The 16370-nt window shown below is 42.4% G+C and carries 10 protein-coding genes and 1 pseudogene; all 11 read left to right on the forward strand.

From position 1 onward, the window contains the following. Positions 1–195, forward strand: a pseudogene (locus AABK37_RS22660) (hypothetical protein); the annotation flags it as partial. Next, the gene (locus AABK37_RS22665; protein WP_432553816.1) at positions 104–1630 is read left to right on the forward strand and encodes an iron uptake porin; all 1527 of its coding nucleotides are present in this window, start codon (positions 104–106) and stop codon (positions 1628–1630) included. The pseudogene AABK37_RS22660 and the gene AABK37_RS22665, both read left to right, overlap by 92 nt. A 22-nt stretch (positions 1631–1652) precedes the next feature. After that, complete coding sequence (locus tag AABK37_RS22670) at positions 1653–1823, forward strand: hypothetical protein (RefSeq protein WP_432553786.1); 171 nt, start codon at positions 1653–1655, stop codon at positions 1821–1823. A 2-nt stretch (positions 1824–1825) separates the two neighbouring features. Further along, positions 1826–4483, forward strand: coding sequence for an ATP-dependent chaperone ClpB (clpB, locus tag AABK37_RS22675; protein ID WP_432553787.1), 2658 nt, complete (start codon positions 1826–1828; stop codon positions 4481–4483). Between the two features lie 219 nt (positions 4484–4702). Further along, entirely contained in the window at positions 4703–5338 is a 636-nt protein-coding gene (locus tag AABK37_RS22680) for a class I SAM-dependent methyltransferase (protein ID WP_432553788.1), read from the forward strand. A gap of 207 nt (positions 5339–5545) precedes the next feature. After that, complete coding sequence (gene htpG, locus AABK37_RS22685) at positions 5546–7537, forward strand: molecular chaperone HtpG (protein ID WP_432553789.1); 1992 nt, start codon at positions 5546–5548, stop codon at positions 7535–7537. A gap of 171 nt (positions 7538–7708) precedes the next feature. Then, the gene (gene rpmB / locus AABK37_RS22690; protein ID WP_432553790.1) at positions 7709–7945 is read left to right on the forward strand and encodes a 50S ribosomal protein L28; all 237 of its coding nucleotides are present in this window, start codon (positions 7709–7711) and stop codon (positions 7943–7945) included. A gap of 586 nt (positions 7946–8531) precedes the next feature. Beyond that, positions 8532–13481: a hormogonium polysaccharide biosynthesis protein HpsA gene (hpsA, locus tag AABK37_RS22695; RefSeq protein ID WP_432553791.1), complete on the forward strand. Its 4950-nt coding sequence runs from the start codon at positions 8532–8534 to the stop codon at positions 13479–13481. A gap of 30 nt (positions 13482–13511) precedes the next feature. After that, positions 13512–14258, forward strand: a complete 747-nt coding sequence (gene hpsB, locus AABK37_RS22700) for a hormogonium polysaccharide secretion pseudopilin HpsB (RefSeq protein ID WP_432553792.1) — start codon at positions 13512–13514, stop codon at positions 14256–14258. Between the two features lie 54 nt (positions 14259–14312). Continuing rightward, positions 14313–15311, forward strand: a complete 999-nt coding sequence (gene hpsC / locus AABK37_RS22705; RefSeq protein ID WP_432553817.1) for a hormogonium polysaccharide secretion pseudopilin HpsC — start codon at positions 14313–14315, stop codon at positions 15309–15311. A 59-nt stretch (positions 15312–15370) separates the two neighbouring features. After that, on the forward strand, positions 15371–16075 hold the full coding sequence (locus AABK37_RS22710; protein ID WP_432553793.1) for a pilus assembly FimT family protein: 705 nt from the start codon (positions 15371–15373) through the stop codon (positions 16073–16075). The last annotated feature ends 295 nt before the right edge of the window (positions 16076–16370 follow it).

Genomic DNA, 16370 nt, shown 5'->3' on the forward strand with positions numbered 1-16370 from the left:
GGGGACAAGGGAGACACTAGGGGCGGGGTTTCCCCGCCCAATGCCCGATGCCCATTGCCCAATGCCCGATGCCCATTGCCCATTGCCCGATGCCCATTGCCCATTGCCCGATGCCCATTGCCCAATGCCCGATGCCCATTGCCCATTGCCCGATGCCCATTGCCCAATGCCCATTGCCCAATTCCCAATTGTTAATCAAGTAGCGAATAAATCTGTTAATGTGGACGCGGATTCTGAGTTTTTAACTCCGCAAACTTCGGTTTCTCAATTGTCTGATGTACAACCAACAGATTGGGCTTATCAGGCATTACGATCGCTTATGGAACGCTATAATGTTATCTCTGGTTTTCCTGATAACACTTTTAAAGGCAATCGTCCTCTCAGCCGTTATGAATTTGCCGCTGGTTTAGCGGCTACTTTAGATAAAGTTGAAGGCTTGATTGCTACAGCCATCGGCGATCAATACATTCAAGAAGATATTATCACCTTAAGGCGGTTGCAAAAAGAATATCGGTCTGCTTTGGATGATTTACAAAAACGTGTCAACACAACAACCACAAGCGCAAATTATCTCGAAGCACATCAATTTTCTACCACAACAAAGCTCAATGGTCAATTAATTTTTGCCCCCACCAGCGGTAGTAACGCCAGCACTACCATAATCGCCCGTTCGCGCTTAAATCTCAATACCAGCTTTAACGAAAAAGATTTACTCGTCACTCAGTTAGAATCTGGTAACAATGGCGGTGATGCGATTAATTTGGCACAAAAGGAAAATTCTAATAATGTGGCAAACAGCGGCTTTATCGGCAATTATGGAGGACTCGATTACACTAACGTAGAGGAATTACATCTGAGGCGATTATACTACTCGTTTCGTCCCTCACCAGATTTAGCTCTCACCGTTGGGGCAAAAATGCTGCCACGGGATTTTATTGATCGTAACAGATATGCGAACAACGAAGCGGTTGATTTTAGTTCCACCTTTTTTATCAATAATCCTCTGATTGTTCAAAATGAAATAGATCGAGAAGGTGGTGCAGGTGCAGCGATCGCATGGCAACCAAAAAATAGCAAATTCACCGTGCGATCGCTTTACATCGCTGCCAACGCTAATGAATTCAATTCAACTACAGACGGAGGCTTATTTGGCGATCGCCATCAAGCCAGTGTCGAAGTAGAATATTCCCCAAGTTCCCGCTTTGCATTTAGGCTACAATATACTAATGCGGAAATTAACAATACTGATATTAATGCCTTTGGTGTCAATGCCGAATATACCTTAAATCGCAACACCGGAATTTTTACCCGTTTGGGAGTCGGTAACTATCAAGGATTTAACACCGCCATCAACCAAAATATAGATTTACATCCTTTGAGTTGGGCGATCGGTGTGGGTTTGCGTAACTTGGTTCTTCCCGGAACCGTTGCTGGTGTAGCGATCGGTCAACCTTTCGTTGCTGAGGATTTTGGTAACGCTACCCAAACCAACTTCGAGGCGTTCTACAATCTACAATTAAGCGACAATATCAGTATTACCCCTATACTATCCCTAGTGAGCAACCCTAATAACGATAGCTCCAACGGCACCATCTGGCAAAGTACACTCAGAACGGTGTTTTCGTTTTAGATTAGGAAATGGGGAATGGGGAGTGGGGAGTGGGGAATGGGGCATGGGGCATGGGGCATGGGGCATGGGGCATGGGGAAATGGGGGAATGGGGATTTTCTTCAGGAAAAATGGGAAAGGGAAAAGTGCAATGCCCAATGCCCAATGCCCAATGCCCAATTACCAATTTAAAATCTAAAATCCAAAATTATTAAAGATGCAGCCTACAGATCCAAATAAATTTACTGATAAAGCCTGGGAAGCGATCGTTAAATCTCAGGATGTAGTTCGTGCTTATCAACAACAGCAATTAGATGTTGAACATTTAATTATCGCTTTATTAGAAGAACCTACAGGCTTAACAACACGCATCCTCGCGCGGTGTGAGGTTGATCCGTTTCGTTTGCAGCAGCAAGTCGAAGCTTTTACCCAACGTCAGCCGAAAGTTGGCAAAAACGAGCAGCTTTACCTCGGTCGCAATTTAGATATTATGTTAGACCGAGCCGAAGAAGCAAGAGTTAGGATGAAGGATTCCTTCATTTCTGTGGAACACATGCTTCTGGGTTTTGCTGAGGACGATCGCATCGGACGCAAAATGTTCAAAGCTTTTAATTTGGACTCCTCGAAGTTAGAAGCGACGATCAAAACTGTTCGCGGTAGCCAAAAAGTAACCGATCAAGCTCCAGAATCTCGTTACGAAGCTTTACAAAAGTTCGGCAGAGACTTGACAGAACAAGCAAAAGCTGGTAGGCTCGACCCGGTAATAGGACGCGATGATGAAATTCGCCGCGTAATTCAAGTATTGTCGCGTCGCAGCAAAAATAACCCAGTATTAATTGGTGAACCTGGGGTAGGGAAAACAGCGATCGCTGAAGCTTTAGCACAGCGGATGGTTAATGGTGATGTTCCCGAATCTTTGAAAAACCGCCAGCTAATTTCCTTAGATATGGGTAGTTTGATTGCTGGGGCAAAATACAGAGGTGAATTTGAAGACCGCTTAAAAGCAGTTCTACGTGAAGTTACTGAATCAAACGGTCAAATAGTTTTATTTATCGATGAGTTGCATACCGTTGTTGGTACTGGTTCTAACCAACAAGGAGCGATGGATGCGGGGAATTTACTCAAACCGATGTTAGCGCGGGGAGAATTACGTTGTATTGGCGCGACTACGTTAGATGAGTACCGTAAATATATCGAAAAAGATGCCGCGTTAGAAAGACGATTTCAGCAAGTATTTGTCGATCAGCCCAGCGTGGAAAATACCATTTCCATTTTGCGCGGTTTGAAAGAACGTTACGAAGTGCATCATAATGTAAAAATTTCTGATTCGGCGTTAGTCGCGGCGGCTACATTGTCATCAAGATATATAAGCGATCGCTTTTTGCCAGATAAAGCGATCGACTTAGTAGACGAAGCCGCAGCCCAGCTGAAAATGGAAATTACCTCCAAACCTGCGGAATTAGAAATTATTGACCGCCGCTTAATGCAGCTAGAAATGGAAAAGCTGTCATTGGCAGGAGAAGAGAAAGGTACGGCGCAAACAAAAGAACGTTTGCAGCGAATTGAGCAAGAAATCGTCAATTTAACCGAAAAACAGCACGATTTTAATGAGCAATGGCAAGGCGAAAAGCAGTTATTAGAAGCGATCAGCGCTTTAAAGAAACAAGAAGAAGCGTTGCGGGTACAAATTGAGCAAGCCGAACGAAACTACGATCTCAACAAAGCAGCCAAGTTAAAATATGACGATTTAGAGCGAGTACAGCGCGACTTAGAAGTAAAAGAAGCGCAACTTCTGGAAACTCAAAACCAAGGTACTACCTTACTGCGCGAACAAGTTACCGAAGCTGATATTGCGGAAATCGTCGCCAAATGGACGGGAATTCCCGTAAATCGCTTGTTGGAATCCGAAAGACAAAAATTACTGCAATTAGAAAGCCATTTGCACGAACGAGTCATTGGGCAAGAGGAAGCTGTAGCAGCAGTATCAGCCGCAATTCGTCGCGCTCGTGCGGGGATGAAAGACCCAGGACGCCCGATTGGTTCATTTTTGTTTATGGGACCGACTGGTGTAGGTAAAACCGAGCTAGCGCGGGCTTTAGCGCAGTTTCTCTTCGATTCTAGTGACGCATTGGTGCGGTTGGATATGTCCGAGTATATGGAGAAACATTCAGTTTCTCGCTTAGTCGGAGCGCCTCCCGGATATGTAGGTTATGAAGAAGGCGGTCAACTTTCGGAAGCGATTCGCCGCCGTCCATACTCGGTGGTGCTGCTGGATGAAGTGGAAAAAGCGCATCCAGACGTATTTAACATTTTGTTGCAGGTTTTGGATGACGGTAGAATTACTGATTCACAGGGCAGATTAGTTGATTTTAGGAACAGCGTCATTGTCATGACCAGTAACATCGGTAGCGAATACATTCTTGATGTGTCTGGTGATGATTCCAAATATGACATGATGCAGAAGCGGGTAACAGAAGCTTTGCGATCGCACTTTCGCCCAGAGTTTCTCAACCGCGTCGATGATATAATTTTGTTCCACACCCTGAGCCGTGCAGAAATGCGGTATATCGTCCGCATTCAACTCAAACGGGTGGAAAATCTGCTCGCAGACCAAAAAATATCATTAGAGATATCGCCAGCAGCGTGCGATCGCTTAGTAGAAATCGGTTACGATCCAGTTTACGGCGCACGTCCAATCAAACGGGCAATACAGCGAGAAGTAGAAAATGCGATCGCTACCAAGTTGTTAGAGAATACCTTTATCTCTGGCGACACCATTTTAATCGACAAAGGCGATAACGGACTCACCTTTAACAAAAAAGTGACAGTTAAAATTTCATTGCCACAAATTACTACATTGTCGCGGGAAGAATAGTAACCCTCGTAGAGACGCCTCTGCGTGGAACGTCTCTATATGTCATTTATCCGACATGATATAATTTGAGTCGGATTTATCCGACTTTAGCTATCAGCCTGGGACTTAAGTCCCAGGCTGTTTGTAATGACAAAGATATTTTTTAGCTGAAATTGTTACTTGGGCTGATTTTTTGGGAAAAATTTAATAGTATACCCACAACTTTAGTCAGTCCATTTTATGCAACTCATTAGCTCATTAAACCTGAGAAATTCCGAATATTTATCAAAAGACAGGCTGATTAGTTACCACCATCAGTTGCGTTTGATATTTACGCTAGGGTCACAGGTAAAAAACATCCTAGAAATTGGGATTTTTAATTCTCTGTTAACGGATCTTCTCAAACGCAATGGCTATAACGTTACCACTGCTGATATTGATCCCAACTTAGAACCAGACATAATTTTGGATCTAACAAATGATTTTTCCACGCTCAAAGATAAATTTGATGCAATTGTACTGTTTCAGGTGCTGGAACACTTGCCTTATGAACAGTCAGAACAAGCTTTAAAACAACTTGCACTTATTACAAAGAAATTTTTAGTAATTTCGATTCCCTATAATGCCCAATTCTTGGCACTTCAAATCAAATATTCTTACGCACGCAGGTCAAGATATTTATTACTTCACATGCCAAAATTTTGGAGTACAAAACCAGTATGTAACGAGCATTATTGGGAAATGGGATTAAAAGGATATCCCAAAAAGCGGATTTTAGACTCAGTTGCCAAAGCAGGATTAACTATCAAGCAAGAATTTACCGACCCCATCCATCCATATCACTATTTTTTAGTGTTGGAAAAAAATACTAAGTAGGAAGATATTTAGCAGGGGTAGGGAAATCCGAATCACTCTATGGGGGCAAACTATGCTGAAAAAACAAGCGATCGCCTAAGTTATGCCTTTACAATCCTAATTGGTATCATGCCCTTTACTATTCTTCGGGTTTATCCTTAAAAGCAGAGGGCTATGATGTATTTGCCAGAATCATAATTCAGATACTTGTACCGTACTTTAGGAATCATGCTTGAACAAGGCACTATCAGTATTCATACTGAGAATATTTTCCCGATTATCAAAAAGTCGCTCTACTCCGACCACCAAATATTCTTGCGGGAACTGGTTTCTAACGCTGTAGATGCCATCCAAAAGTTGAAAATGGTATCTCGCGCTGGGGAATATACAGGTGACATCGGCGAACCAGAAATTGAAATCGCCATTGACAAAAACAACAAAACCCTCTCCATCACCGACAACGGCATCGGGATGACTGCCGATGAGGTGAAAAAATATATCACCCAAGTTGCCTTTTCTAGTGCCGAAGAATTTATTCAGAAGTACCAAGGCAAATCAGACCAACCGATAATCGGTCACTTTGGTCTTGGCTTCTATTCCTCCTTCATGGTGGCGCAAAAAGTCGAAATCGATACCTTATCTTATAAAGAAGGTTCCCAAGCAGTTCACTGGAGTTGTAATGGTTCACCAGAGTTTACACTGTCCGATTCACCGAGGACAACTCGCGGCACTACCATTACCCTCACCCTGCAACAAGAAGAAGAGGAATATTTAGAAACATCACGAATTAAGAATCTTGTCAAGACTTATTGCGATTTCATGCCAGTACCCATCAAACTTGAGGGTGAGGTGTTAAACAGGCAGAAAGCACCTTGGCGAGAATCTGCAAGTAGCTTGAGTAAAGAAGATTATTTAGAGTTTTACCGCTACCTGTATCCTTTCCAGGAAGAACCGCTTTTGTGGGTGCATCTGAATACAGATTATCCGTTTATCATCAACGGGATTTTGTATTTTCCGAAGATGAAGCCGGATGTAGATGTGACAAAAGGGCAAATTAAGCTATTTTGCAACCAAGTTTTTGTCAGCGACAACTGCGAAGAAATTATTCCGCAATTTCTGGTTCCCATGCGGGGTGTAATTGATAGCACTGATATTCCCCTGAATGTATCGCGGAGTGCCTTACAAACTGATCGCACCGTGCGGAAAATAGGCGATTATATAGCCAAAAAAGTAGGCGATCGCTTAAAAGAAGTTTATCGCGATAATCGCGAACAATACATCAGCATCTGGAAAGACCTCAGCACCTTCGTTAAATTTGGTGTTCTCAACGACGACAAATTCAAAAAACAAGTCGAAGACATCATCATCTTCCGCACCACCCACGTAGGGGCGGGGTCTCCCCGCCCGGAAGCGTCTGCCCACCCCACCGTTGAGGTACAATCCGAAGAAGGCGACGCATGGCAAGATGTCACCCCCCAAACGGCTGATTCCACCCCTCAGTCACCATACACCACCCTCAAAGAATACCTAGAACGTAACAAAGAACGTCACGAAAACCGCGTTTTCTACTGTACCGACGCAGCCACGCAAGCTACCTACGTAGAATTGCACAAAAACCAAGGTTTAGAAGTCCTATTTATGGACTCCTTCATCGACACCCACTTTATCAACTTCCTAGAGCAAGAATATAAAGATGTTAAATTCACGCGGGTAGACTCTGACCTAGATAATACCTTGCTCGATAAAGACAAAGCTGGCGAAATAGTTGACCCCGCGACCAACAAAACCCGCAGTGAAGTCGTCAAAGAACTGTTTGAGAAAGCACTCAACAAACCCAAACTCAACATCCGCACCGAAGCTTTGAAATCTGACGATCCGCAAGGAACACCACCAGCAATGGTGCTACTACCAGAAATTCTGCGACGCTTGCGAGAAATGAACGCCATGATGCAGCAACAAAGTGCAGAGTTTCCCGAAGACCACATTTTGCTAGTGAATACCGCTCACCCGCTGATTCAAAATCTGGCAAACCTCAACCAAGGCACTATAATTCAAGCTGATGGACAGTCGCCTACAGGTCAATTGGTGAACATGATTTGCCAACACGTCTACGATTTGGCACTGATGTCTCAGAAAGGCTTTGACGCTGAAGGAATGAAATCCTTCGTCGAACGCTCAAATGAAGTCCTCACCAAGCTGACAGAACAAGCCGCAAAATAGCATTCATCAGAGTCTCTCTCGTTCCCTGGCTCTGCCAGGGAATGTCTACTCTTAGGCTGCTGCCTCATATTCTCACATTGCTAATGCCGCAAGGATATAATATTGCACCTTACTTGGCAAGAATTTAATACAATAAGAGATTGTGTTCAAGATAAATAGGATATTCCAAGTATGTCTCGTCGCTGTGAACTAACTGGTAGAAAGGCAAATAACGCCTTTGCAATTTCCCACTCCCACCGTCGTACCAAACGGCTTCAGCAAGCCAACCTGCAAAGCAAGCGCGTTTGGTGGCCCCAAGGAAACCGTTGGGTTAAACTGAAACTGTCAACCAAAGCCATCAAAACCCTAGAAAGCAAAGGCTTGCACGCAATGGCAAAAGAAGCTGGCATTAACCTTAATCATTACTAACAATCGCCAATTCCTTAAAACGTGTTTTATGTTGGGCGCATTTTCGTAGTAAGCGCTACCCTACGGGAAAGCTCCGCTAACAGCACTTTAGCCCTTACTAGCCCATCAAAATTAATCTGATAAATTATCAGACTAACTCCACAGAAGAATACTTACCACTCAAGCCTCCCCATTTAAGGGAGGCTTTTAACTATCTAATATAAAATTTTCATCAACTGATATGTTTTCTTTAACAGATGGGTATTATAAGTTTACTTTGCTAACAACAGCTTCGGGAAATCACCTGTTGCTGAAATACCTTTGGCAAAAATAATGTGAAATTATGGGGCTATTATCCTTTGTCGGCGATAAATTAAATAATTCAGATAAAATCCGTATTTACCGCAATAATACCCAATTATCACAAATGATATAACTCTAATAAATGGGATTTTTCGCGTTAATACCACATATAAAAAGCGGTAAAACACAGTGAATTAGTAACATAAACAAAATCTTTGCATTAGCCTGCGAAATTACTCGATAGGCTTAATTTTCAATAAAAAAATACAAACTTTAGTGAAATCCACTTGACAGGAAAGCAGCTATGTCTTCAAAACGCCAGCTAGTCAAGGCAATAAAAATATTATCTAGAAGGTTTAATAAGTTTAGCAAAAAATATCTAACCGCAATTAACAAGTTAATTAATTGGCTATTGCGGACTTTATTTATCACCAAGAGACGAAGAGAATCGGCAAATGCCGGTTTTGTATTGCCAACAGTGGCAATGGTAGCGCTGGTAGTTGTGTTGCTAACAACTGCAATTTTATTTAGGTCATTTGATAGAAGCAAAAACGCCAGTAACGTGCGGGTAAATGAAGCTGTTCTTAACGCTGCGGCTCCAGCAATTGACCGCGCTAGAGCTAAATTAGATGCTTTATTTGAAGACCAAACATTGCCACGGGGAACTCCCTCAGATAGCGCTTTATATGACGCTATTAAAAAAGATAAATACAGGCTTGGTGATGAGACTCGTCTGAAGCTCTTTTATGATATTCCAAATAGCACCCCAGATATCCCGTTGGAGACAGATGAATCATTAAAAACTGCTTGGAAATTTGCCGTAGATACAGATAATAACGGCAAAAAAGACACCTATACTTTATACGGAATTTACTTCCGCTCACCGACTAGAGACACTACCACAGGGCAGTTTAACCGCAAAAGAAATCCCTTGGAAGCTAGAACGCCACCAATGGATAATGCCAATACAAACACCAACTGTCCAAGTGCCATTGGTTTTTCTAGCTTGGTGGGTAATTCTAGTTGGTATAAACTGCAATCAGGCAATCTAGGTAAAAGCTTTTTTGTCTATACAGTTAATGTACCAATTACCAAGTTAGCTTATGATGCATTGGCTGATAAAACCGGATTTGAACCATACGCAGCTAACAAAGGTTTTGCCGCATTAGAATTTCAACAAGACCGGAGTCGCGTTCCTATAGCTTACAACGCTGTTTGGTCTGAACACGATCTAGAAATTACACCTGGTGCAGCTTTGGCACTGAATGGGAGAATTCATACTAATGGCAACTTGCTCATTGGGGGAGGTGGTTCAGGTAGTATTGAGTTGCGACAAGTTAGCAGTAAGTCATCTTGTTTTTATAACCAAGAAAATGGGCAGATTACTGTTGGAGGTAACGTAGGAACTGGAAGCGTGGCTCAAAGTACCGATCAAAAAGCTGCTAAAGTTCATTTGTATCAAGGCTTTGGTAATGGACCAACAACAAACGTAGAGATTAATAGCACTAACAAATCTACTAACAGTGCCGGCGGTGCAGATATCGGATTTAACGATGATGCATACAATCAACGCATTGCTAAAATGAAGACTGATGCAATCACTCTTTGTTCATCGTGTAACAGTGCAACTACTGGTAGTGAACTTAAATCAGCTGTTGAAAGTAGTGACTACCCAGACGATATTAAAAAAAATGTTAAAGAACGAGTCCAATCTTCTGATGATGACAGCACAGCGAGAAAGATTCTTGCAGATGAAATAGAACTTTACCTGAAAAACCGTACAAGACGTGTACCCTTCGCTGAAGTAGCTTTTGGAGGAAACGCACTAACTAACTATACCGCTATTACCTACAGTTCATTTGAACCCCCAGCAATTTGGAGAGAACCACTAGAAACCGATAACAAGTTGAAAAATTTAGCTAGTGGTACAGATATTAAAGTCACTCCATCTCAGCTAGAGGCTACAGAACCAACAAAACGCAACCAAGAAGGTGTTCAGACTAAGTTAGGCGATCGCATTTTTATCGGTAACAACCTACCTGCATTATGGAAATTAGGTGACAAATATGTTGGCATGGATGGTCAACAGCTAATTTTTAATAACGGTACCACTGCTGTTAACTGGACAAGACCAAATAATGCTCCGCAAAGATGGCGTAACACTCAAATCCAAAGTCTTGGCGATCTGGGTATTTCAGCACGAAATGGCTTTTGGGAAAAAAACGCCGCGAAGATTCCAGAAAATCAGTTAGATAACGTCGGTGGAGTCCGCATTGTAACTGGTGCCGGGATTTATGTTGATGGTTCTGGTGTAAACAATCCATCCGGTCCTTATTACGGTCGCCAAACTAACTCATTTTTGACAGTTCCAACTGCTGCCCAAGGTTTCACTCCTGCTCCGACTGATATACTGGTCTGGCCCGACACCATGCCCATGAGTAGCCCTAACCCAGGAGAAACACGCAAGGGCGATTTACTAATGCGGGCAACTGCTGTGTATCACTACAAAAATAACGCAGGCGATCAGCAAACCCCAATAGCTTGTGTTAGTAGCTACCACGACCCCAGCTATAAATATTTGTTCTCCGATGCTAATAATAACGGCGTTAGAGATGCAGGTGATGTAGAATACAATTCCGCTAAAAATAAAGGTACTCTACCCAACGTCACAGAGCTAAATGATAGTAGCATTCAACAAGGTAAATCTAACAACGGTGTTGTTTACAACTTTCCTGGTAGAAGCACCTTCGCTACTTACAAAGCTCATCTTGAAAGACAAGCAAACTTAGTATTTCCTAATGGGCGTCGAGTAAATCAACCCTTAAAGGATGCTCTAGAGAAAATTGGCACCGAGAATACAGTACCAATAGGTTCAACCAGTAACTTAGAACTTGCAGATTATTCAGCAATTGATACAGCGCTGTGTGCGATTTATATTCTCAATAATGAAATCAGTTTCGTTGGTACTCCAAGTAACCAACCTCCTCATGGCGCTATCAAAGAAGCATCTTTCCTAGATGCGAGAGAAATTAAACAGGCTAACCTACCTGTAACTGCCACTGACCCTACTGGCTACCTTTTAGACCTCGAGCTACGTCAACCCTCAGAAGTTCGGGTAACTGATATTAATGTAGCGCAACTAATCACTACAACGATTACAGGTACAGTTGGAGGTACAAGTACAGAATATCTATTACCGATGAGTGGCATTATTTATGCCACGAGGGAAGATGCATTACTTGATGCAAGTAACACAACTGCTCAATCACAATTACTTAGCCCAACTGATTTTCAGCTTGACCCGACTCGTCGCCCCAATGGTATCCGTCTTTACAACGGTGAAACTCTGGCAAGAAATAACAGCAATAATTTTGACCCCAGAGAAAAGGGTCTGATTTTAGCAACAGATTTACCTGCATATATTAGAGGTAGATTCAACTTGCACCGTACTGACACCACTAGTAGCACACAAATTGAAGAATTTCAAACATTAGAATCTACCAGCTTTTACGATCGCAGCGATCCTCAAACAAAGTTTGCTTGTCGTCCAGGAAGAACAGGTTGTCCTACAGATGGGGGAGACTACTGGCGATCGGCAACAGTGATTGCTGATTCGATGACGCTGCTGTCTAGCACTTTTGTAGACGGCGCCCGCAACCAAGGCGATTTTGACCTAAACAACAACACTGGTATTCCACTTACAAGCAACTTAAATCTGACTAGCTTGCCTAGTAACTTAGATAACCCTCGACTGAACCGACTGAAAAATGGCTTTTTGGAAAACAACTACCTCACTAATACCGATTGGTGGCAACCAGTTAATGGAGTTGGTAATACCATTTTTCCAAAAACTGCATTAGGTTCCTACACAATCAATGGTGTAACACCAATTCAGCGAAGGGCAAATGGTTTCCCCTTGTATGTGATGGAAATCTGCCGCAGGGAAACAATATCAGAATGTACAGCAGATGACTGGGTGGTTGGATTTAACATTAATGGAGATGATACTTTAAGCAGCGCAGAGAAGAACATTAAGGCAAATCAATTAGGCAAAGCTATAGCCGATGCTCCTGGCTACTCTGCAACTGTTCTTAGTAATTGGAATACTGCATTCGGAACTGCTCCAAATAATAAGAGCATTAGACAACGGCTTGGGGCAGGCGATACAGGTGGACTAGCTTTGGTTACAGAAGATAGGCGTTATCCTCGACGGGTTGCCTTTGCGCGGAATGGCAACAACTTGGTAGAAAGCAGTCCTGGTATCTATAAACCTATGGGGGTAGGTTGTCCCGTAGACACCACAGGTAGTAACTCTAACGGAAACGGATGTAACACAACCGATGCAACACCAGCAAATCGTTACGGAGTATCTGGAGCCAACATTAGCGCTCTCTGGTTCAGAACAACAAGTACAGGTGGTACCCCAGCCACTAACCCAACTTATAGAAATGACCAATCCCTATTCTATTTGCCGCCGATTGATGGTTCTGATGGTGATACTAATCCGGATTTAGATGGTCAACCAATTTTAGTACCTGTCTTGCAAATTCATGATGCAGATAAGAAACCAAATGATGCTCTCAGACAGGACTCAGCACTACAAGACGAATTTAGGGATAGGTGGCTAAAAGAAGCCGATAACGGCACCACCCGTCCCAACAGCACCACCATATTTAATGTCACCTTCGTAGTTGGAAACAGTCCTAGTAGACCTAGTGAAGTGTCAGCAGGTTTGCAAAACTTAGTGCGCTTTTTGGAAAACTGGGAAGATAGAACAACCAGAATTCGTGGTGGCTTTATTCAGTTAAAGCGGAGTAGCTATGCTACAGCCCCCCTCTCACCCCTTTTCAAAAGCAGAGGGGTATTGGGTACTGACACTACAACTACTCTGGGTAATGTCAGCGTGTATGACTACCCATTTGACAATTACCCAATTGAAGACGGGGATGGTTTGTTACCTTTCTTCTCAGCACCCACTCGAAACTGGGGTTTTGATGTTGGGCTTTTGTCAGAGCAACCTGACTTGTTTGCCCAAAGATTTACTCAACCCTCTACAGGTCGTCCAAGTGAGTTCTTCAGAGAAGTAGGTCGAGATGACCTTTGGGTGAAAACATTGCTTTGTGCTGGTGAACCACCAGCAGATAAGCGGACAGGAATTCCACCCAAAAATGGCACAATAAATTACTCCAATGCTGTTCCTAGCGATTATCGTCCACAAGACTGTCCGACGAGCATACCAAGTGACAATGGCTAAACATCGGGTTTGAATATAGGGTAAATTGCCATGACGACAGGAAAACAAGCAAGCAAACAAACACTACAGGTTACTCAACTCGGAAAAATACTTGCATCCTACTCAAAATCTCGCCAAAAGGGTTTCACCATAATCGAATCTTTAGTAGCGATTGTAGTGGTTAGCGTGTTGCTAGCAGCGATCGCTCCAGTTATTGTCCTATCAGTCGCAACCCGCGTTCAAGCCCGAAGGGTAGAATTTGCAACCCAAGCAGCCAAATCGTATATCGACGGAGTGAGAACGAAGCAAATTGAACCCCCATCAGCCCCTAGTGATAGCCTCCTTAAAGATTTTCCTGCTCCCACAAACCCAGGAAGCTTGAACTGTGCAGCAAACTCTTACTGCACAACTACAGGGACAACATCAACAGGAACTCCCCCATCTCCAACTAATTTGTACTGCATAGATTTGGATGGTGATAATACTTGCAAAAACAGCAGTACTACAGATATGGTTGTGCAGGTTTTTCGTAACAAAACTTCTGCGACGGGATATGCATTAGGGGTGCGCGTTTACAGAGCAAATGCTTTTAAAAGTGGCATCACTTTCAAGGCATCGAGAGACAGCGTTAAACAGCAACAGACTTTCACTGGGGGAACTGGCTTAGGAAATCAGCAAGCACCATTAGTAGAAATGTCAACAGATATTACCGATACAGTGCCTAGCTATGGCGACCTTTGCAACCGTCTTCAAGGTTCCGACCCAACTAACGTAGCACTCGACAAAGGTTGCAGCTGACCAATTGAATCTTAATTCTTCAGCATCTGTTAATAAAAGGGAAACCGTAACATGATGAGTTCACTCAAATTTATACTGAGCCTTAAATTAAAATGTTTTGGCATAAATAATAAAAATAGTGGCTTTACCCTAATTGAACTGCTAATAGGAATGGTGCTAGCTATACTGATCATCACCCCTTTATTGGGATTTATGATTAACATTCTAGACACCGATCGCAAAGAACAAGCCAAAGCAACCAGCGAGCAAGAAATTCAGGCTGCACTTGATTTCATTGAGCGCGACTTACAGCAAGCAGTTTATATTTACGATGCTGATGGAATAACTAGAGACTGGAGTAATACACCTCCTGCAAACTCTACAGTTCCAGTCTCAGGAATTAGAAACCAAATACCACCCGTAAAGGAAGCTCCTAATTGTAAGCAAACCAACGCTGATGGAACTGTTTGTCAAGCAATTTTAGTTTTTTGGAAGCGGGAATATTTAGCTGACAGTGTTGGCGTGACTTCTAAAACAGATACTGTTAAAGACGATGGTTTTGTTTATTCATTGGTGGCATATTACTTAATTACAAATCCGACTGGTGGTAACTCTACCTGGTCGCGTTCAGCACGCATTGGCAGATTTCAAATTCGAGGGAAAATTAGTGCAGCTTATTCTAATACTAAAGGCGAAGATTTTAGTCCTGGATATAATCCACCACCTCTAGACCCAACCATTTCTGGCTCTACCCTCAAGGAAAAGATGAATCAATGGAAAGCAGACTCAGCAGCTTACACTGCACGAGCCGAGACTTTGCTTGATTATATTAGCATTAGCACAAGTGCACCTGCGATTACTTGTCCGACTGGTTCACAAGGTTTAGGAACTAACACGAGTGGATTTTATGCTTGTGTAGAAGCGGACAAAGTATTGGCGAAGATTCACTTAAGAGGTAATGCTTATTTTCGCCTTAATAATAATAATCAGGTACAGTATTCCAACAGTGTTGCTACTTATTTTCCCACTGCAAGCATTCAAGTGCAAGGACGCGGATTTTTACCTACTAAATAACTTTAATAACTCATCTAATTAATTAAGAAAAAGGTATTATGTATAGCGTGGGTTTATTGATGTTAAAAAAACTTAAGAAAAAAGCTGTAGTGGCAACATTAAAGCAGCAATTAGCAGGTGAAAACCGCTACACTTCTGGATACGTCCAACAGAATGCCGGCTTCACTCTGATCGAGTTGATAGCAGTAGTGGTGATGGTAGGAATTCTAGCAGCGATCGCTGCTCCTGGCTGGCTAGGTTTTACCAACCGACAGCGAGTAAATAAAGCTAATGATGTTGTCTTAGCAGCATTACAAGACGCACAACGAGAAGCTAAAAAGAAAAAATTAAGTTACAGCGTTAGTTTTCAAAATGTTAGCAATGTTCCTATGGTAGCGATTCATCAAGGTGTTGTCCCACCTCCGACTCCTTCTAACCCCGATCAAAAAGGTATATGGAAGCCTTTAGGTGAGGATATAGAGCTTAAACAAAAGCAAGTTTTATTGTATACCAATCTTGAGAATAATTCTGATGGTACTAAATTCAACAAAAAAGCTTCTAATACCATCAGCTATACTACCTTGGGAAGTGGCACAATTACTTTCGATTATATGGGTGCTTTGCCTGGAACAGCAGGGGGTTCATCAGACGAACTTGGTTTAAAAATCGCTGTAGCTGCACCTAGCCCAGGAAGTTCTACATCAGCTAGCAACTTGAGACGATGCGTCATTGTAGACACTCTTCTAGGAGGAATGCGAACTGCAAAAGATGATAAGTGTAACTAAATTAGGAATGAGCGCAAAAATAATTGAAAGGCACATTATACAGTAGCGGTAATTCATGAATTACCGCTACTTACACTTTGTCGATTGCGCTCATTCCTGTAAATAATAAATGCAATAGCTAAACTATAATAAAAATTCCATAAAAATACGGAGCCATAAACTGCACCTTCAGAGCAAACTTGAAATATCGGGTACAATTTTTGTTTATATATCTATCTTATGGGTGATGGCAAATCAACCATACAATAAATTTGATTAGATTTTTCCCTTAATTGGGCATACTAAAAAAGTGACC

This window comes from Tolypothrix sp. VBCCA 56010 (assembly GCF_050875635.1).
GTDB lineage: Bacteria > Cyanobacteriota > Cyanobacteriia > Cyanobacteriales > Nostocaceae > Hassallia.